Source organism: Mycobacterium sp. SMC-16, from assembly GCF_046250085.1.
Lineage (GTDB): Bacteria > Actinomycetota > Actinomycetes > Mycobacteriales > Mycobacteriaceae > Mycobacterium > Mycobacterium phocaicum.
The window spans coordinates 2,809,852-2,828,070 of the sequence record NZ_CP176427.1; the positions used below are offsets into that span (position 1 = coordinate 2,809,852).

The following is an 18,219-nucleotide window of genomic DNA, read 5'->3' on the forward strand; positions in this document are numbered from 1 at the left end:
GCTCACCGGCGTGTCGGCCAATGAGAACCCGGTCACACCGTCATTGCGGTGCCGAGCCGGGCAAACCGATGGCCGGGACACCGGGCGTGTGCAGGCGTCCGGCCAGCCACGGCAGGGCCGCCGCGAATACCTCTGCGGCACTGGGGAACGTGTGGTCACCGCCGTGCGGGACCACCGAGCACTCGATACCGGCGGCGCTCACCAACGCGCACATGTAGGTGGCGACGGCGGTATGGCTTTCCGGATTGTCCGGCGGCTGCACATTCGTCGGCGCGCCGGCCTGCGCGGGTTGATACACCACCGGCCCGTTCTCCGACACCGCGAACCAGCCGGCGACGCCGGTGTACGGGCCGTGCGCCCGCACCACGGTCGCCGGATCGAACTGGGCGAATGCCGCCGCGTCACCGCCGAACAGCCGCGCGATGGTCTGGGGTTCCGAGCCGGCGTTGGGCCCGACCTGGCCGTCCATGTCGACGAAGGTCTGGAACAGCTCGGGGTGCATGACCGTGGTCATCACCGCGCACGTGCCACCGGCGGACCAGCCGACGATGCCCCACCGCGATGGGTCCGGGCTCGCCGAGAACGTCGAAGTGACAAACGGCACAACATCTTTGGTGAGATGATCGGCGGCCATACCGCGGGGCCCGTTGACGCATTCGGTGTCGTTGGAGAACTGGCCGCTGGTGTCGACGAAAACCAGGATCGGCGCGTTGCCGCCGTGGGCGGCCGCGAAATCGTCGGCGGTGCGCTGGGCGCCGCCTGCCGTCGGCCAGTCGGCGGGCCACCCGAACTCGCCGCCCACCATGACCACCGCCGGCAGCTGCGGGGCGTCCTTGGCGAACCAGGCGGGCGGCAGGTAGACCAGCTCCGGACGACTGCGGAAGCCCGACGCGGTGGTGGGGATCTGCACCGACACGAGGACACCACGGTCCGGATGTTCGCCGGAGCGGCGCATGTTCAGTGCGGTCTCCAGGTCGATCTCGCCGCGCAACTCGGCGCCGGTGGCGCGCTGCCACAGGGCCTCGACCGTCGGCAGGTACCCGGTCCACGTATTCACCGCCAGGCCCGCGCACACCGCGCACAGCGGCACCACGGCGACGGCCACCGCCCGGCGCCACCAGTGCAGGCCCGGCCACCCCGCGACGGCCACGACGAGTGCCACCCCGGTCAGCACGATCCACACCCACAGGGACGTCGGGGCCGGCCCGCCGGCGAGGCCCTGGTCGGAGATGAACCAGCTGCACGCCAGCGCCAGGACGACACCGGTGCCGACGGCCACCGGGAGCCACAGCCGCAGCCAGCGCGGAGACCGCCGCCCGACGGCGACGACGAGCGCCAGCACCGTCACCACCTGGATCAGGGTCGGCAGCCAGCCGTCGAGCAGGCCGATGTTCATTCGGCGTCCCCGAGGTCCGCCGGCGGCGGGGGCGCGGGCTGCTGATGATGCGGCGCCTCGGTCTCGGCGGCGGTCTGTTCGGCGGTCGAGGTCACCTCTTCGGTGTCCGAGCCCGACTGCTCGGTGTCGGTGTCGTCGGAGTGCGAACTGGCCGTCGACGTCGGTGTGGTCGACGTCGGGGTCGCGCCGGGGCAGGTGTTCGGCGCGGGCACCCCGTTGAACCGGTCGGTGATCCAGCCCAGCGCGTCGGCTTCGTCGGGCTGGACGTAGTCGATGACGTCGCCCATGGCGCAGGCTCGTTCGACGGCCGCCGCGGTCTGTTCCGGCGGCACGAGCCCGTCGGGTGCTCCCGGGGTGATCAGCATCGGCGCGGCGGCCGGCGCCTGCGGCAGCGTCGCCTTGCGCAGGTAACCGCGCAACGCATCGGCCGCGGCCGGTGTCGTCGGGCCGAGGTCGTTCGGCCCCAGCGAATCCAGCACGCCGGTGCGGTCGGCGACCGCCGGGCCGCGGCAGGCCGACAGCGTGTCCCAGTGGTCGCGGGCGGCGCCGCGGCGGTAGTCCTCGATGGGGAATCCGGGGTAGGCCTGCGGCATGATCGCGAGGTACTGCTGCAGCATCAGCTGCTGGTCGCGGTTCAGGTTCCCGGCGGCCGACGCGTCGGCCAGCCATTCCAGCGCCGCGGTCGGGGCCAGCGCGACCGCGCCCTGCGGACGGAGGCCGCCGCCGTAGTCGGTGGCCAGCTCCGCGGCCGCCCAGGCTGCTTGTCCGCCCTGCCCGGTGCCGACGGCGACCCAGCTGGTGGACGCGGCGGAGACCAGTTTGCGCGTCGCCCGCGCCAGGTCGATCAGGTTGAAGCCCTCGGTCGTGGAGTCCAGATACGGGTGATAGGTCTCGTCGAGGCCGATGCCCTGATAGTCGGTGATCGCCACGAGGTAGCCGGCGCCGACCATGAGCCGCACGGTCGGCAGCAGGCCCAGCAGGCTCGGAGACGACGACGGCGCGCAGTCGGACTTGATGCCGCTGCCCGGGTTGGCGAGCGCGATGATGCGCCAGCCGCCCTCGGGCGGCTGGCCCTTCGGCAGGAACACCGAGCCCGTCACCTTCGGGTGACTGTCGTTGATGCCCGACGTGGAGACGTAGGTGATCCGCGCGGAGATGGCGGTCAGCCCGGCCAGTTCGGGGTCGACGGTCGTCAGCGGCTGCGCGGCGACGAGCGTGCCGGGGCCGGCGCCGCTGTAGTCGCCCGGCAACACCTGACCGCTGCGCTGCGTGCCGCGCCCGGGCGCCTCATCGGAGCAGCCGGCGACGGTCAGCACGGCAGCCAGGGCCACGGCCGCGATGCGCAGCATGCGCCGGGCCGTCACAGCAGGCCGCCGTCGGTGTCGTATTCGAGCAATGTCCGGCACCCGGCCAGTAGCGAGTCCCGCAGCGGCACAGCGAGATTGGCGATGTCCTGCTGACGGCGCACATACTCGGCGCGGCCTGCGGGGTCCTCGATGGCGATGGGCTCGATGCCGTAGTCGCTCAGGTCGTACGGGCTGGCCTGCATGTCGAGGACGCGTGCGTCCGCCGCGAGGTCAAGGCAATCCATCAACAGATTCGACTCCAGCAAAGGTCCGAGCTTGTAGCTCCATTTGTACAGATCCATGTTCGCGTGCACACAGCCCGGCTGCTCGGTGGCCGTTTGGGCGTGTCGCGTCAGGGCATCTGCGTTCCGTGGAACAGCGGCGTCGGTGAAGAACCGGAAGGCATCGAAGTGGGTGCACCGCAACGGCATCGACTCGACCACGGCATCGGTGTCCGCCGCGCTCAGCCGCAGCGGCACCTGGGCGTGCCGTACCTCGTGAGCGCGGTACACCATGGCCCATTCGTGCAGGCCGAAACAGTTCAGCCGCGCCGGGCGCGCGGCCGTCGCAGCCAACAGGTCGGCGACGAACCCGACGGTCTCGCGGCGGGTGGCGAGGTACTCGGGCGTCACCGTCACGGCGTCGCCGCGCCCGCCGTACCCGGCCCGGTCGGCGAATCGCAGCGCGCCGGGGCCGGTCAGCGCTCGGCCGAAACCCGGGTGCCAGCGTCGCAGCTGCCGGGGTTTGAGGCTGTAGTACGTGAACAGGAAGTCCCACACCGGGTGCGGCTCGCCGGCCCGCATCCGTCGCTCGTGTGGCGCCAGGAAGGCGTCGACGCGGTCGAGGTAGCGCTGTTCTTGCGGTGCCCAGTCGTCCTCGCCCAGGACCCGAAGTGGCGCGCACACATTGTCAGACACGGTGGGTACCGTCACGCACCACGCCGACGAGGTCTTCGACCAGGTCTTCCAGCGCCACCATCGCGGTGACGTAGCCGTCGGTCGTCACCAGCGACAGGTGACTGTTGTTGCGGCGCAGCCACGACAGCGCGTCGGCCACCGGCAGCGTCGAGGCCACCATGGGCAGCGGGCGCACCATGGACCGGTCGAGCACCGCGTCGTTGTCGTCCATGCACGGCAGCACGTCCTTGATGTGCAGGTAGCCGAGGTAGGCGCTGTGCCCGTCGGTGACCGGGAACCGGGAGTAGCCCGTCTCGCGCAGTGCCTGGGCCACCGCACCCACCGTCGGGCCGGTACCGGGCGCGGCGATCGGCACCGCGCGGATGTCCTGCAGCGGTATCGCGACGTCCTTGACCGTCCGGGTCCGGATGTCCAGCGCGCGCTTGAGCCGGACGTGTTCCTCGGCGTCGAGCAGCCCCTCCGACAGCGACTCGGTGAGCATCTCGGACAGTTCGACCGACGAGACCGTGACGTCCAGTTCGTCCTTGGGCTCCACCCCGAGCAGGCGCAGCGTGCTGTTGGCGCACCAGTTGTAGAAGATGACGAACGGCCGGGCGATGCTCATGTAGACCAGATACGGCGGGATCAGCAGCATCGCGGCCTTCTCGGGCCCGGCGATGGCGATGTTCTTGGGCACCATCTCGCCCAGCAGTACGTGCACTGTCACCACGATCGCCAGGGAGACGCCGAACGACACCGTGTGCAGCACCGTGTCGGGCACGCCGACCGCGTCGAAGGGCTCCTCGAGCAGGTGCGCGACGGCCGGTTCACCGACGCGGCCCAGCAGGATCGAGCAGATGGTGATGCCGAGCTGAGCGCCGGCCAGCATCATCGACAGTCGCTCACCTGCCCGGAGCACGGTGACCGCGCTGCGCTTGCCCTGTTCGGCCAGCGCCTGCAACCGGTCGCGCCGCGCCGAGATGAGCGCGAACTCGGCGCCCACGAAGAACGCGTTGGCGCCCAGCAGCACCATGGTCAGCAGGATGCCGAGGACGTCATTCATGGTCGGCTCCCGACTCCTCGGCGCCCAGCTCGGTGAGTTCGAGCTGGTCGATGCGCCGGCCGTCCATCCGGATCACGGTGGCCTTCCAGTGCACCGGGTCCAGTTCGGGGTTGTCCGGGTCGAATTCGGTCAGGACGACGGTGTCGCCGACGTCCGGGATGTGGCCGAGCTCCTTGAGCACCAGGCCGCCGATGGTCTCGTAGTCGCCTTCGGGCGCGCGGAACGGGGTTTCGGTGTCGACCTCGTCGATGCGCATCAGACCGGACACCAGCCAGCCGTCGCGCACCTCGACGACGTCGGGGGTGGCGTCGTCGTGTTCGTCGCGGACGTCGCCGACGATCTCCTCGATGAGGTCCTCGACGGTGACCATGCCGGCGGTGCCGCCGTATTCGTCGACCACCAGTGCGGTCTGGACGCCGTTGGCCCGGATCTGGGTCATCACCGCATCACCGTCGAGGGTCGACGGCACCGTCGGGACGGGCCGGGCCAGCTGCGCCAGCCGGGTGCCGGCCCGCAGCTCGACGGGTATCGCGAAGACCTGTTTGACGTGCACGATGCCGACGGTCTCGTCGAGGTCGCCGGCGACGATCGGGAAGCGCGAGAACCCGGTGCGGATGGCCGTCTCGATGAGGTCGGCGACGGTGTCGGTGACCTCCAGCGACTCGATCATGGACCGCGGCGTCATCAGCTCCTCGGCGGTGCGGCCGCCGAATTGCAGGGAGCGGTCGATCAATTCGGCCGTCTGCGGGTCCAGTGATCCGCTCTCGGCGGAGTTGCGCACGAGCGCCAGCAGCTCCTGCGCGGACCGCGCCGAGCGGAGTTCCTCGGCGGGCTCGACCCCGAGCCGGCGCAGCACCCAGTTGGCGGTGCCGTTGGTCAGCTTGATCACGGGGGAGAAGACGAGGGAGAAGAACCACTGCAGCGGCACGGTGGCGCGTGCGGTCGGTACCGGCCGGGCCACGGCGAGGTTCTTGGGCACCAGTTCGCCGAACACCATCGACACCGACGTGGCGATCAGCAACGCGAGCGTCAGGGCCACCGCGTCGGTGAACTTCTCGGGCAGTCCGACGGCGCGCAGCGGACCGTGCAGCAGCCGCGCCACCACGGGCTCGGCGAGATAACCGGTGATCAGCGTCGTGATCGAGATGCCGATCTGGGCACCCGACAACTGGAAGGACAGGTTGCGGTGCGCGGTGCGGACGATGCCGTCGCGGCGCCCGCCGTCGCGGGCGTTGGCCTCGACGGTGCTGCGCTCGAGCGCGGTCAGGGAGAACTCGGCGGCGACGAAGATCGCCGTCCCGAGGGTCAGCAGGATGAACGCGGCCAGGCTCGCGATGGTCAGCGCGGTGGTCACCGTGCACCACCGCTCGGGGCGCCGGGCTGACGGCCCGGCCGGCTACTGGGAGGTTCGGAGTCGATGGACTCGGGACCCGGCTCGGGGAGTGCCTGATCGGCCTGGCACGCTCCCGCCTGGCTCGGGACGGTCAACGCCCCAACGGGTGCCTGCGGCACGTGCTCCCTTTCGCTGAATCGGTATCGACGGCCGACCGACGCCTGCTGCGTTCGGCGGCCGTAGGCCAATGGTAGCTGGTCGGCCCTTTCGGACCTGCTCACCAACCCGTCGGCAGCGGGTGCCCTTCGGCGAATCCCGCGGCCGACTGCACCCCGAGCACCACCTTCTCGTGCAGTTCGGCCAGGTTTGCCGCGCCGACGTAGGTACACGTGCTGCGGACGCCGGAGGTGATGTGGTCGAGCAGGTCCTCGACGCCGCCGCGGACCGGGTCCAGCGCCATCTTGGACGACGAGATGCCCTCTTCGAACAGGGCCTTGCGGGCGCGGTCGAACGCACCGTCACCGGCCGTGCGCGCTGCCACCGCGCGCTTGGAGGCCATGCCGAAGCTCTCCTTGTAGACGCGGCCCTCGCGGTCCATCAGCAGGTCGCCGGGCGACTCGTACGTGCCGGCGAACCACGAGCCGATCATGACATTAGAGGCACCTGCGGCCAGCGCCAGTGCCACGTCGCGCGGGTGCCGGACGCCGCCGTCGGCCCATACGTGGCCGCCGAGTTCCTTTGCCGCCGCGGCACATTCGACGACGGCGGAGAACTGCGGACGGCCCACGCCGGTCATCATGCGGGTGGTGCACATGGCACCCGGGCCGACGCCCACCTTGACGATGGACGCGCCCGCGTTGATCAGGTCGCGGGTGCCGGCGCCCGACACCACGTTGCCGGCCGCCAGCGGCAGGCCGAGATCCAGCGCGGCCACCGCCGACAGGGCGTCGAGCATCTTGGCCTGGTGCCCGTGCGCGGTGTCGACGACCAGGACGTCCACACCGGCTTCGGCCAGCGCCCGCGCCTTGGCGGCGACGTCACCGTTGATGCCGACGGCCGCCGCGATCCGGAGCCGGCCCTGGGCGTCGACGGCGGGGGTGTAGATACCGGTGCGGATGGCCCCCGTGCGGGTGAGCACACCGGCCAGCGAACCGTCGGCGTTGGTGAGCACCGCGACACCGGTCTGCGAGTGCTCCAGCAGGTCGAACACCTTGCGGGGTTCGGTGCCCGCCGGCGCGGACACGAAATCGGTGCTCGCCACGTCGCGGACCCGCGCGAACCGGTCCACTCCGGCGCAGCCCGCCTCGGTGACCAGGCCGAGCGGCCGGCCGCCGTCGAGGACCACCGCCGCGCCGTGCGCCCGCTTGTGGATCAGGGCCAGCGCATCCGAGACCGCGTCGTCGGGGGCGAGCACGACCGGGGTGTCGACCACCAGGTCGCGGCTCTTGACGAAGTCGACGGTGCCCCGGACCGCATCGATGGGCAGGTCCTGCGGCAGCACGACGATGCCGCCGCGGCGGGCCACGGTCTCGGCCATCCGGCGACCGGCGACCGCGGTCATGTTGGCGACGACGATCGGGATGGTGGTGCCCGTGCCGTCGGTGGTGGCCAGGTCGACGTCGAAGCGAGACGTCAGTTCCGAGCGCCCAGGGACCACGAAGACGTCGTTGTAGGTCAGGTCATACGGGGGCCGGTGGCCGTCGAGAAACTGCACGCCTCCAGCCTAGGCCTCGACCTCGGTACGGTCGCCGCTCCAGAGGGTGTGGAACTTCTTGCCCTCGGGCGCGTCGGTGCGGCCGTAGGTGTGGGCGCCGAAGAAGTCGCGCAGGCCCTGCGTCAGCGCGGCGGGCAGCCGTTCGGTGCGCAGCGCGTCGTAGTACGACAGCGACGACGCGAAGCCCGGGACCGGGATGCCCAGCTCGGTGGCCGTCACGACGACGCGGCGCCAGCTGTCGATGCCCGACTCGACCGCGCTACGGAAGTACGGCGCCGCCAGCAGGGTGGCGAGTTCCGGTTCGGCGTCGAACGCGTCCTTGATCCGGTTCAGGAACTTGGCGCGGATGATGCAGCCGCCACGCCAGATGGTGGCCAGGTCGCCGGGCTTGACGTTCCAGCCGTATTCGGCGCTGCCGGCCTCGATCTGGTTGAAGCCCTGCGCATACGCGACGATCTTGGAGGCGTACAGCGCCTGCCGCACGTCCTCGATGAATTTCGTGGCGTCGCTGGGCTTTTCGCCGAGGTGGCCCGAGGCCAGGCCGACCGTCGCGCGCCGCTGCGGCACCGAGCCCGACAGGGCGCGGGCGAAAACGGCCTCGGCGATGCCGGTGATGGGGATGCCGAGGTCCAGCGCCGACTTGACGGTCCAGCGGCCGGTGCCCTTCTGCTCGGCCTCGTCGACGATGACGTCGACCAGCGGCTTGCCGGTCTTGGCGTCGACCTGCTTGAGCACCTCGGCGGTGATCTCGATCAGGTAGCTGTCCAGGTCGCCCTTGTTCCACTCGGCGAACACGTCGGCGATCTCGCCGGCCGCCATGCCGAGGCCGTCGCGCAGCAGCTGGTAGGCCTCGCCGATGAGCTGCATGTCGGAGTACTCGATGCCGTTGTGCACCATCTTGACGAAGTGGCCGGCGCCGTCGGGACCGATGTGCGTGCAGCACGGGACGCCGTCGACGTGCGCGGAGATCTCTTCGAGCAGCGGCCCGAGCGAGACGTACGACTCGGCGGGCCCGCCCGGCATGATCGACGGGCCGTTGAGTGCGCCCTCCTCGCCACCGGAGATGCCTGCGCCGACGAAGTGCAGGCCGCGCTCGCGGATGGCCTTTTCGCGGCGGATGGTGTCGGTGTACAGCGCATTGCCACCGTCGATGATGATGTCGCCGGGCTCCATGGCGTCGGCGAGCTCGTTGATGACGGCGTCGGTCGGGTCGCCGGCCTTGACCATGATGATCACGCGGCGCGGCTTCTCGAGCGCGTCGAGGAACTCGGCGATGGTCTCGCTGCGGACGAACTTGCCCTCCGCGCCGTGCTCGGCCAGCAGCGCGTCGGTCTTGGCGACGGAGCGGTTGTGCAGCGCGACGGTGTAGCCGTGGCGGGCGAAGTTACGGGCGAGATTGGAGCCCATGACGGCCAGGCCGGTGACCCCGATCTGGGCGGTAGCGGTGGTTGATTCCGGGTTTCCCGACGAGCTCACGGCTGGCCCTTTCGTTGTTTGGTTGTGGCGCACAGCATTTCGGACCGGCCGGGGCCGGCGCGGCGTCATCCGCCACCGAAGCTGATGCTGCCAGTCGCAAAGTCTACGAGAAGAACAACCGGTGCAATTCAGTGAGCCAGGGCACTGCCACGGCGACGGTCGGTACGACCAGGACGGCGGCGGCCGCCAGGTACGCGGCGGCGGCCACCCACGAGCTGTTGGGTTCGCCGGCCAGGCGCTGCACCCGCAGGACGGTGGTCGGCCCGCCGGCGGCGAGGGCGCCCTTGGGCGCCCGCCCGGACGCGCAGGCCACGAGGGCGCGGGCCAGCGGCGTGGGGCCGGTGGCCCGGACGGCGGCGTCGTCGGCGAGCAGTTCGATGAGGAAGCGGACCGCGTCGAGGGCGCTGGCGCTCCGGACGAAGCGGGGGAAGGCGGCGTGCACGGCGATGAACATCTCGAGCACCAGGTCGTGTCGGGCGCGCAGGTGTGCGTGTTCGTGGCTGAGGATGGCGGCGATCTCGCTGTCATCGAGGTGCTTGAGCGCACCTTCACTGAGCACGACGCGGCTGCGGACGCCGGGCAGGCAGTAGGCGAGGGGCTGCTGGACGTCGAGGATGCGCAGGCCGTGGCCGATCAGATGCCGGGCCTGGGGTGCGGGTGCGGTGTCCCGCGAACAGTCGAGGAGGTCGACGATCATCCGGTGGTGGGCGCGCCGCCGCCGGGTCGCGATGGCGACCTGGACGAAGGCGATGGCCAGGCGCGCGCCGACGACGAGGGTCAGCGCGAAGACCGCGACGTGCGTGATCCACAGCGGCCAGCCCATGACGCTGATCTCGCTGGTCGCGGTGGTTGTCGGCTTGCCGTCTGGGCCGGGCGCGAAGAGCCTGCTCGCGACGGCGATACCGGCGCTGAACGCGGACAACACCGCGGCGATGGCGATGGATTGCCACAACACGATCGCGGCCCGGGGGGCCCGCTGTGGCCACGAAGCGCGTGCCAGCAAGTCGGGGACCGGCCCGACCAGCATCAGCGCTACGAAGGAGAAGGCCAGAGCGGACACGCGCTTAGTGTCTCTCAGGCGGTGCCGGAATTGCCAGTCGCCGGTGGGATTCGGTGCTTGGCTTCCAACTCATCGAGGGCGCGCCGGAGCGCGTCGGCCTCGTCGACGCCGACGCGTTCGACGAAATGCACCAGCGCCGCGACGCGGCTGCCGGAGTCCGCGGCCTGGTCGAGGGCGTCGACCATCAGCCCGGCGACCAGCTCGTCGCGGCCGTGGGTAGGTGCGTAGCGGTGCGCGCGGTCGTCACGATGCTGGACGACCAGATTCTTCTTCGCCAGGCGCTGCAGCACCGTCATGATCGTGGTGTAGGCCAGGTCCCGGCGCTCCGCGAGGGCTTCATGCACCTGACGCACGGTCTGTGGCTCACGCGAGGACCACAGGTGGTCCATCGCCTCGCGCTCAAGCTCGCCCAGTCGCGTCAATTTCGCCATGTCCTATTTCACTCTTTCGGCAGTGTTTCCAGGGTACTACGCATTTACTACCGTGCGTCGTATCCATTTCGGATGTTCTCCCCAACGCCCCGGCGGAGCGTTGGGGTTCCCGGTCAGGGCCATTTTTCGGCCACTTGTGAGTCCCGTCACAGCGGTTTACATCTCGCGGGTCGTCACTATAGTAAGGCTAACCTAACCTAAGGATGTGTTCATGCCCTCCGCTGTGATTGACCCACTGATCGCCACGATGGACATCCGCCGGATGCTTCCTCTGCACGAGTCGAGCCGCCGGCTGCGCGAGTTGTGCCCCGGCGATCCTCGGGTCTACGGCGTCGCGGTGATGGACGACATCTCACGGCGCCGGTGGTGGCCGCTCGCCGAAGCCGTGACGGGTGACCGCCTGCAGACGATGTACGACACGGCGGTAGGCGACACCGGCAGCGAGGCGGTGGCTGCCCAGCAGGTGGCGGCGATGCTGGCGCACGTCGTCGTCGGACGGGTCGTGCCGCTGCTGGTGTTGGAAGGCCGGGCCTGGGATCCGGGCCTGGAGAACCTGTGGGTCCACATCGACTCGGAAGGCGGCATCGACTGGGTCGGCGTCGCGGACCCCACGCTGCGGGTGCTGCCCGGGGACCCGGTGTTCGGCGGCCGGGGCGTGCCGGCGACGCGCCGGATCGGGGAGGGCGTCGTCGCGTTCCCCGGCGAGGAGGCGCTCGCCACGTGGTTGGCCCACCGGTGCCACCGCGCGCTGAATCCGCTGTTCGCGAAGCTGTTCGACGTCAGTGGTGGCCTGCTGGCGGTGTCGGCGATGTGGCACATCGTCGGCGCGTCCGTGGTCAGCACGGCGACCCAGGTGCCGCTGTTGGCCGGGGTGGGCGAGGCCGACGGTATGCGGCGCGCGCAGGCGGTGCTGGACACCCTCGTCGGGTTTGGTGTGCCGGTGCGCGGGCTCGATCGGGTGCAGCTGGCAAGGGCTTGCTAATTAGGCAAGCCTTGCCTATTCTTTAGGAGTCGAAAGACCACCGGACCGCGCCGGAATCCTGAGGGCTGCAGTGATTCCCGGTCCATTCGAAGAGCAGGCCCCGCACCATCGGTGCGGGGCCTGCTCGCTTTCGTGCCACCCGGGTGTCCAGACCGCCGCCGCCGGCGCTCGTGTAGACAGCTATTCGTGACGACATCTGCGCCTGAGGGCCTGGGCAAGGGCTTTGACAACGAAATCGGACTGACCTACCTGGAGATCACGCCGGACGGTGGCCGCGCCCAGCTGACCATCACCGACAAGATTCTGCAGCCGTGGGGGATCGTGCACGGGGGTGTCTACTGCGCCATCGTCGAGGGCCTGGCCAGTGTGTCCGGCCACGTCTGGCTCGCCGAACACGGTGGCGGCACCGTCGTCGGCGTCAACAACAACACCGACTTTCTCCGCGCGCTCAAGGCCGGAACCGTCACCGCCACCTCGATGCCGATCCACCGGGGCCGGCGCCAGCAGTTGTGGCTCGTCACCATCACCGACGAGGACGATCGGCCCGTCGCGCGGGGTCAGGTGCGGCTGCAGAATCTCGAGGGCTGAGCCCCCGGGGTGCGGTGAGGGGCCGAAAACTCCCGCCCGACATGCCATTCCCGGCGTGCCGTGGCAATATCGCCCCTTATGCGTTTGACGCCGCATGAGCAAGAACGCCTGCTGATTTCGTACGCCGCCGAACTGGCGCGCCGACGGCAGGCCCGAGGGTTGCGCCTCAATCACCCCGAAGCCGTCGCGGTGATCACCGATCACTTGATGGAGGGCGCCCGCGACGGGCGGACCGTCGCGGAGCTGATGGCCAGCGGCCGTGAGGTGCTCAGTCGCGACGACGTCATGGAGGGGGTCCCGGAGATGCTGCCCGACGTCCAGGTGGAGGCCACCTTTCCGGATGGCACCAAACTCGTCACCGTCCACTACCCGATCGCCTGAGGCCCGACGATGACCGAGCGCGCGACTGCCGAAGGAACGGGGCTGGTCCCCGGCGAAATCCTCTATGGCGACGGCGATATCGCCATCAATGCCGGTGCGCAGCGGCTGACCCTCGACGTGGTGAACACCGGCGACCGGCCGGTGCAGGTCGGCAGCCACGTGCATTTCCCGCAGGCCAATTCCGCGTTGGACTTCGACCGGGCCGCGGCGCACGGCTACCGGCTCGACGTGCCGGCGGGCACCGCGATCAGATTCGAACCCGGTGTGGCCCAGCGGGTTGCCCTGGTACCGCTGGGTGGGACGCGTGAGGTGTACGGGCTGTCGCTGACGCCGCCCGGAAAGCTGGATGGCTGATGAGCGCTCGCGCGACGAACGGACGGCACGTATGAGTTCCCTATCCCGCGCCCGGTATGCGGCGCTCTTCGGGCCGACGACGGGCGACCGGATTCGCCTGGCGGACACCGATCTGCTGATCGAGATCACCGAGGACCTCAGTGGCGGTCCCGGGCTGTCGGGCGACGAGGCCGTCTTCGGCGGCGGCAAGGTGCTGCGCGAGTCGATGGGCCAGGCGCGTACGACGCGGGCCGACGGTGCGCCGGACACCGTGATCACCGGCGCGATCATCATCGACTACTGGGGAATCATCAAGGCCGACATCGGGATTCGGGACGGCCGCATCGTCGCCATCGGTAAGGCCGGCAACCCCGACATCATGTCCGGGGTGCACCCCGATCTGGTGGTGGGGCCGTCCACCGAGATCATCGCCGGAAACGGACGCATCCTCACCGCGGGCGGCATCGACTGTCACGTGCACTTCATCTGTCCGCAGCTGCTGGAGGAGGCGATCGGCGGCGGCATCACCACCATGATCGGTGGCGGTACAGGGCCGGCCGAGGGCAGCAAGGCCACCACCGTCACGCCCGGCGCCTGGCATCTCGGGCGCATGCTGCAGGCGCTCGACGGCTGGCCGATGAACATCCTGTTGCTCGGCAAGGGCAACACCATCAACCCCGACTCCATGTGGGAGCAATTGCGCGGTGGCGCAGCCGGTTTCAAGCTGCACGAGGACTGGGGCACGACACCGGCCACCATCGACGCCTGCCTGCGGGTGGCCGAGGAGGCCGACGTGCAGGTGGCCCTGCACTCCGACACCCTCAATGAGATGGGTTTCGTCGAGGACACCCTGGCCGCCATCGCCGGCCGGGCCATCCACGCGTACCACACCGAGGGCGCCGGCGGCGGCCACGCGCCCGACATCATCACGGTGGCCAGCCATCCGAACGTGATGCCCAGCTCGACCAACCCGACGCGGCCCCACACCGTCAACACCCTCGACGAACACCTCGACATGCTGATGGTGTGCCACCACCTCAACGCCGCCGTGCCGGAGGATTTGGCGTTCGCGGAGAGCCGGATTCGGCCGTCGACCATCGCCGCCGAGGACCTGCTGCACGACATCGGCGCCATCTCGATGATCGGCAGTGACAGCCAGGCCATGGGGCGCATCGGCGAGGTGGTGATGCGGACGTGGCAGACGGCGCACGTGATGAAGAAGCGCCGCGGGCCGCTGCCCGGCGACGGCGCGGCCGACAACAACAGGGTCCGCCGCTACGTCGCGAAGTACACCATCTGCCCGGCGGTGACCCACGGTATCGATCACGAGCTGGGTTCGGTGGAGGTCGGCAAGCTGGCCGACCTGGTGCTCTGGGAGCCCGCGTTCTTCGGCGTCCGTCCGCACCTGGTGCTCAAGGGCGGCGCGATCGCCTGGGCGGCGATGGGCGACGCCAACGCCTCGATCCCGACGCCGCAGCCCGTCCTGCCGCGGCCGATGTTCGGCGCGCACCCGACGGTGGCGGCGGGTCTGGCGGTGCACTTCGTCTCGCCCACCGCGATCGAAGACGACCTCGCGGCCCGACTCGGCTTGCGGCGCAGGCTCGTTCCGGTCAAGAACGTCCGTGGCCGGGGCAAGGCAGACCTGCCGCTCAACGACGCCATGCCCGACATCCGCGTCGATCCCGACACCTTCACCGTCCGCATCGACGGTGAGGTCTGGCAGGAACAGCCCGCCGCCGAGCTGCCCATGGCGCAGAGATACTTCCTGTTCTGATGGATGGTGGTTTGGCCACCCTGCTGGCGCTGGCGGATTCGCGGTTGCCGACCGGCGGGCACGTGCACTCCGGCGGCGTCGAGGAGGCGGTCACCAGCGGACTGGTGACCGACGTCGTGACATTGCGGGCGTACCTGCGCCGGCGCATCCGGACCCAGGGGCTCGTCACCGCCTCGATCGCGGCGGCGGTCCACAGCGGGCTCGACCCGGTGGTCGCCGACCGCGAAACCGACGCGCGCACACCGGCTCCCGCCGCGCGGCAGGCCTCCCGGGCGCAGGGGCGTGGGCTGCTGCGGCTGGCGCGCCGGGTCTGGCCGGACACCGACTGGCAGAGTGTGGGCACCCGGCCGCACCTCGCGGTGGCCTCGGGCGTGGTCGGGCGCGTCAGTGGCCTCGACCCCGAACGGACCTGCGCCACAGTCGTTTACACCACCATGACGGGCTCCGCGACGGCGGCGCAACGCCTGCTCGCGCTCGACCCTGCCGACGTCGCCGCACTCACCTTCGAGCTGTCGGGGCTGTGCGACGCGACCGCCGCCGAAGCCGCGAAGGGTATCGCGGACCTGTCCGATCCACTGCTCGACGTCCTGGCGCAACGGCACGCCGGCCGCGACCGTCCCCTGTTCGCCTCTTGAGCCGAAAGGTCCACCATGCCACCACATTTCATCGACGGTCAGCCGCACCATCACCACGACCGGCCCAAGCGCGAGCGGCAACCCGGTGAGCCGCTGCGCATCGGCGTCGGGGGCCCTGTCGGCTCCGGTAAGACGGCACTGGTGGCCGCGTTGTGCCGGCAACTGCGCGACGAGCTGTCGCTGGCGGTGCTGACCAACGACATCTACACCACCGAGGACGCCGACTTCCTGCGCCGGCACGCCGTGCTGCCCGACGAGCGGATCGCCGCGGTGCAGACCGGCGGCTGCCCGCACACCGCGATTCGCGACGACATCACCGCGAACCTCGACGCCATCGACGATCTCATCGAGGGCAACGACAAGCTCGACCTCATCCTCGTCGAGTCCGGGGGAGACAACCTGACCGCGACGTTCTCCTCGGGTCTGGTCGACGTGCAGATCTTCGTCGTCGACGTGGCCGGCGGTGACAAGGTGCCGCGCAAGGGCGGGCCCGGCGTCACGTACTCGGATCTGCTGGTGGTCAACAAGACCGATCTCGCGCCGATGGTGGGTGCCGACCTGGACGTCATGCGGCGCGACGCGGGCCAGGTGCGCGGTGACCGCCCGACGGTGCTGATCTCGCTCACCGAGGACCCGGCGGCGTCGTTGGTGCAGGCCTGGGTACGCGAGCAACTCGCCGGCGCCGGGGTGACGAACGCCTGAGTCATGCACACCCAGGTTCTGATCGTCGCGGCCCCCGGCCGGGGCCCGCGCATCGAGTGCGTCGGCGGGGTGGCCGCGCGCCGCACCGCGCCCGACGCCGTCCACCTGGTGTCCACGGCCGCAACGCCGTTGGGCGGTGACACCATCGACGTGCGCGTCGTCGTGGAGGTGGGTGCCCGGCTGCGGGTGCGCAGTGTCGCCGCGATGGTGGTGCTGCCCGGCGCGACGTCGATGCAGTCCCACTCGGAGTGGGAGCTCGAGGTGGCGGGGGAGCTCGATCTGGACCCGGAGCCGACCGTCGTCGCCGGCGGCAGCCGCCATCAGGCTACGACGCGGCTGCAGATCGCCGAGGCGGGCCGGGTGCGGCTGCGCGAACGGGTGCAGGTCGGGCGGGCCGGCGAACAGCAGGGATTCTGGGAGGGCGCACTGCACGTCGATCACGATGCGCTGCCGGTGGTGCGGCACCGCGTCGAACTCGGCGCCGGTGCGGTCGGAGACGACGAGATCGCCACCGCACGCGCCTATGTCAGCGAATTTCGGTACCCCGAAAGCGATTTCGGCGTGGTTCGCACCGCTGAGCGATACGAACCACGCCGAGATCAGGTGGTCATGGCCCTGGCCGACGGAGGTTGCCTGTCGGCCTGGCAGGGACCGCGTCTCTGATCAGGAAGCCACCGGGTCGGGCGTGGCTTGGACCGACGACGCGATCTCTTCCAATTCACCGATTCGGGTGCGGGCGTAGGCCTGCTGCTCGGTGATGGTCAGCTGACCGCGCTGACGGCTCATGAACGTCACCGTCCACGACAGCAGGGTGGCGATCTTGGTCTTGAAGCCCACCAGGTAGATCAGGTGCAGCCCGAGCCAGGCCAGCCAGGCGATGAAGCCGCCGAATTCGAGCTTGGCCTTCTCCCCGAGCGGGATCTGCGCGACGGCGTTCCACTTGGAGACGGTGGCCATCGAGCCCTTGTCGAAGTACGAGAACGGTTCGCGCGGCTTGGGTTTGGTGCCGTGCGCGCGGGCCTTGGCCTCGTTCTTCAAGATCGCGGCGACGTGCTTGCCGCCCTGGATGGCGCCCTGCGCCATGCCCGGGACACCGTCGACGAAGGCCATGTCGCCGACGACGAAGACGTTCGGGTGGCCCGGGACCGAGAGGTCCGGGTTCACCTTGACGCGGCCGGCCCGGTCGATCTCGACGTCCGACTGGTTGGCCAGGTCGCGGCCCAGCGGGCTGGCCTGCACGCCGGCGGACCACACCTTGCATGCCGACTCGATGCGCCGGATGGTGCCGTCCTTGTCCTTGACGGTGATGCCGTTGCGGTCGACGTCGGTGACCATGGCGTTGAGCTGAATCTCGACGCCCATCTTCTCGAGCCGGTTCTTGGCCTTCAGGCCCAGCTTCTCGCCCATGGGCGGCAGCACCGCGGGCGCGGCGTCGAGCAGGATGACCTTGGCCTCGGACGGGTCGATGTGCCGGAAGCTGCCCTTGAGCGTCTGGTCGGACAGCTCCTGGATCTGGCCGGCCATCTCGACGCCGGTCGGGCCGGCGCCGACGACCACGAAGGTCAGCAGCTTCTTGCGGCGCTCGGGATCGCTCGACCGCTCGGCCTGCTCGAACGCACCCAGGATGCGGCCGCGCAGCTCGAGCGCGTCGTCGATGGTCTTCATGCCCGGCGCCCACTCGGCGAAGTGGTCGTTGCCGAAGTACGACTGACCGGCGCCGGCGGCGATGATCAGGCTGTCGTACGGCGTGCTGTAGGTGTGGCCCAGCAGGATCGAGTCGACGGTCTGGTTCTCCAGGTCGATGTGCGTCACGTCGCCGAGCAGCACCTGGGCGTTCTTCTGCTTGCGAAGGATCAGTCGGGTCGGTGGGGCGATCTCACCTTCGGAGATGATGCCCGTCGCCACCTGATACAGCAGGGGCTGGAAGAGGTGGTGGGTGGTACGGGCGATCAGCTTGATGTCGACATCAGCGTGCTTGAGGGCTTTGGCACTGGTCAGGCCACCGAAGCCCGAACCGATGATGACGACCTTGTGGCGATCCGTTGCCGTAGCTCCGGGGTGAACCATGTTGAGGGGCTCCTCGACGTACTACTACAAGACTGTTTACAT

Annotated in this window: 18 protein-coding genes; 8 read left to right on the top strand and 10 right to left on the bottom strand. The window is 69.9% G+C overall.

Going from position 1 to position 18,219, the window contains the following annotated elements:
• Window positions 1-40: 40 nt before the first annotated feature.
• The 9 genes from ACJEIK_RS13575 to ACJEIK_RS13615 form a co-directional block, all read right to left on the bottom strand.
• Window positions 41-1,396 (bottom strand): alpha/beta hydrolase, encoded by a 1,356-nt coding sequence (locus ACJEIK_RS13575; protein WP_409431603.1) that lies wholly within the window; start codon window positions 1,394-1,396, stop codon window positions 41-43.
• Window positions 1,393-2,760 (bottom strand): lipase family protein, encoded by a 1,368-nt coding sequence (locus ACJEIK_RS13580; protein WP_061009964.1) that lies wholly within the window; start codon window positions 2,758-2,760, stop codon window positions 1,393-1,395. The genes ACJEIK_RS13575 and ACJEIK_RS13580 overlap by 4 nt, the downstream gene beginning before the upstream one ends.
• Window positions 2,757-3,659, bottom strand: coding sequence for a 3-methyladenine DNA glycosylase (locus ACJEIK_RS13585; RefSeq protein WP_409431604.1), 903 nt, complete (start codon window positions 3,657-3,659; stop codon window positions 2,757-2,759). The genes ACJEIK_RS13580 and ACJEIK_RS13585 overlap by 4 nt, the downstream gene beginning before the upstream one ends.
• The gene (locus ACJEIK_RS13590; protein ID WP_135355716.1) at window positions 3,652-4,701 is read right to left on the bottom strand and encodes a hemolysin family protein; all 1,050 of its coding nucleotides are present in this window, start codon (window positions 4,699-4,701) and stop codon (window positions 3,652-3,654) included. The genes ACJEIK_RS13585 and ACJEIK_RS13590 overlap by 8 nt, the downstream gene beginning before the upstream one ends.
• Window positions 4,694-6,055: a hemolysin family protein gene (locus ACJEIK_RS13595; RefSeq protein WP_135355717.1), complete on the bottom strand. Its 1,362-nt coding sequence runs from the start codon at window positions 6,053-6,055 to the stop codon at window positions 4,694-4,696. The genes ACJEIK_RS13590 and ACJEIK_RS13595 overlap by 8 nt, the downstream gene beginning before the upstream one ends.
• Window positions 6,056-6,311: 256 nt before the next feature.
• Window positions 6,312-7,748, bottom strand: a complete 1,437-nt coding sequence (locus ACJEIK_RS13600; RefSeq protein WP_135355718.1) for a GuaB1 family IMP dehydrogenase-related protein — start codon at window positions 7,746-7,748, stop codon at window positions 6,312-6,314.
• Window positions 7,749-7,757: 9 nt separating this feature from the next.
• On the bottom strand, window positions 7,758-9,155 hold the full coding sequence (gene gndA / locus ACJEIK_RS13605) for an NADP-dependent phosphogluconate dehydrogenase (RefSeq protein ID WP_409431694.1): 1,398 nt from the start codon (window positions 9,153-9,155) through the stop codon (window positions 7,758-7,760).
• A gap of 172 nt (window positions 9,156-9,327) precedes the next feature.
• The gene (locus tag ACJEIK_RS13610) at window positions 9,328-10,284 is read right to left on the bottom strand and encodes a M56 family metallopeptidase (protein WP_135355720.1); all 957 of its coding nucleotides are present in this window, start codon (window positions 10,282-10,284) and stop codon (window positions 9,328-9,330) included.
• Between the two features lie 14 nt (window positions 10,285-10,298).
• Complete coding sequence (locus tag ACJEIK_RS13615; protein ID WP_133427524.1) at window positions 10,299-10,715, bottom strand: BlaI/MecI/CopY family transcriptional regulator; 417 nt, start codon at window positions 10,713-10,715, stop codon at window positions 10,299-10,301.
• A gap of 211 nt (window positions 10,716-10,926) precedes the next feature.
• Between ACJEIK_RS13615 and ACJEIK_RS13620 the strand changes: the two genes are divergently transcribed.
• The 8 genes from ACJEIK_RS13620 to ACJEIK_RS13655 all read left to right on the top strand — a co-directional run bounded on the left by ACJEIK_RS13620 (window position 10,927) and on the right by ACJEIK_RS13655 (window position 16,773).
• Window positions 10,927-11,697 (top strand): iron reductase, encoded by a 771-nt coding sequence (locus ACJEIK_RS13620; RefSeq protein ID WP_133427523.1) that lies wholly within the window; start codon window positions 10,927-10,929, stop codon window positions 11,695-11,697.
• A gap of 186 nt (window positions 11,698-11,883) precedes the next feature.
• A complete protein-coding gene (locus ACJEIK_RS13625; RefSeq protein WP_135355721.1) occupies window positions 11,884-12,285 on the top strand; it encodes a PaaI family thioesterase in 402 nt (133 codons plus the stop codon).
• Between the two features lie 78 nt (window positions 12,286-12,363).
• On the top strand, window positions 12,364-12,666 hold the full coding sequence (locus ACJEIK_RS13630) for an urease subunit gamma (protein ID WP_135355722.1): 303 nt from the start codon (window positions 12,364-12,366) through the stop codon (window positions 12,664-12,666).
• Window positions 12,667-12,708: 42 nt separating this feature from the next.
• Window positions 12,709-13,020 carry an urease subunit beta gene (locus tag ACJEIK_RS13635; RefSeq protein ID WP_064857634.1) on the top strand — a complete coding sequence of 104 codons (312 nt, stop codon included), beginning with the start codon at window positions 12,709-12,711 and terminating at the stop codon, window positions 13,018-13,020.
• Between the two features lie 31 nt (window positions 13,021-13,051).
• Window positions 13,052-14,773, top strand: coding sequence for an urease subunit alpha (locus ACJEIK_RS13640; protein WP_135355723.1), 1,722 nt, complete (start codon window positions 13,052-13,054; stop codon window positions 14,771-14,773).
• On the top strand, window positions 14,773-15,408 hold the full coding sequence (locus ACJEIK_RS13645) for an urease accessory protein UreF (protein WP_133427519.1): 636 nt from the start codon (window positions 14,773-14,775) through the stop codon (window positions 15,406-15,408). The genes ACJEIK_RS13640 and ACJEIK_RS13645 overlap by 1 nt, the downstream gene beginning before the upstream one ends.
• Before the next feature lie 15 nt (window positions 15,409-15,423).
• Window positions 15,424-16,110 (top strand): urease accessory protein UreG, encoded by a 687-nt coding sequence (gene ureG / locus ACJEIK_RS13650; protein ID WP_064857627.1) that lies wholly within the window; start codon window positions 15,424-15,426, stop codon window positions 16,108-16,110.
• A 3-nt stretch (window positions 16,111-16,113) separates the two neighbouring features.
• Window positions 16,114-16,773, top strand: a complete 660-nt coding sequence (locus tag ACJEIK_RS13655; RefSeq protein ID WP_133427518.1) for an urease accessory protein UreD — start codon at window positions 16,114-16,116, stop codon at window positions 16,771-16,773.
• On the opposite strand, the gene ACJEIK_RS13660 is transcribed toward ACJEIK_RS13655, so the two are convergent.
• Entirely contained in the window at window positions 16,774-18,177 is a 1,404-nt protein-coding gene (locus tag ACJEIK_RS13660; RefSeq protein WP_133427517.1) for an NAD(P)/FAD-dependent oxidoreductase, read from the bottom strand.
• Between the last annotated feature and the right edge of the window lie 42 nt (window positions 18,178-18,219).

Excerpts from the sequence above, each read along its gene's own strand:
- ACJEIK_RS13655 (WP_133427518.1), top strand. The coding sequence starts at position 16,114 with ATGCACACCCAGGTTCTGATCGTCGCGGCCCCCGGCCGGGGCCCGCGC.
- ACJEIK_RS13590 (WP_135355716.1), bottom strand. The coding sequence starts at position 4,701 with ATGAATGACGTCCTCGGCATCCTGCTGACCATGGTGCTGCTGGGCGCC.
- ACJEIK_RS13615 (WP_133427524.1), bottom strand. The coding sequence starts at position 10,715 with ATGGCGAAATTGACGCGACTGGGCGAGCTTGAGCGCGAGGCGATGGAC.
- ACJEIK_RS13645 (WP_133427519.1), top strand. The coding sequence starts at position 14,773 with ATGGATGGTGGTTTGGCCACCCTGCTGGCGCTGGCGGATTCGCGGTTG.
- gndA (WP_409431694.1), bottom strand. The coding sequence starts at position 9,155 with ATGGGCTCCAATCTCGCCCGTAACTTCGCCCGCCACGGCTACACCGTC.
- ACJEIK_RS13660 (WP_133427517.1), bottom strand. The coding sequence starts at position 18,177 with ATGGTTCACCCCGGAGCTACGGCAACGGATCGCCACAAGGTCGTCATC.
- ACJEIK_RS13640 (WP_135355723.1), top strand. The coding sequence starts at position 13,052 with ATGAGTTCCCTATCCCGCGCCCGGTATGCGGCGCTCTTCGGGCCGACG.
- ACJEIK_RS13620 (WP_133427523.1), top strand. The coding sequence starts at position 10,927 with ATGCCCTCCGCTGTGATTGACCCACTGATCGCCACGATGGACATCCGC.
- ACJEIK_RS13630 (WP_135355722.1), top strand. The coding sequence starts at position 12,364 with ATGCGTTTGACGCCGCATGAGCAAGAACGCCTGCTGATTTCGTACGCC.
- ureG (WP_064857627.1), top strand. The coding sequence starts at position 15,424 with ATGCCACCACATTTCATCGACGGTCAGCCGCACCATCACCACGACCGG.
- ACJEIK_RS13575 (WP_409431603.1), bottom strand. The coding sequence starts at position 1,396 with ATGAACATCGGCCTGCTCGACGGCTGGCTGCCGACCCTGATCCAGGTG.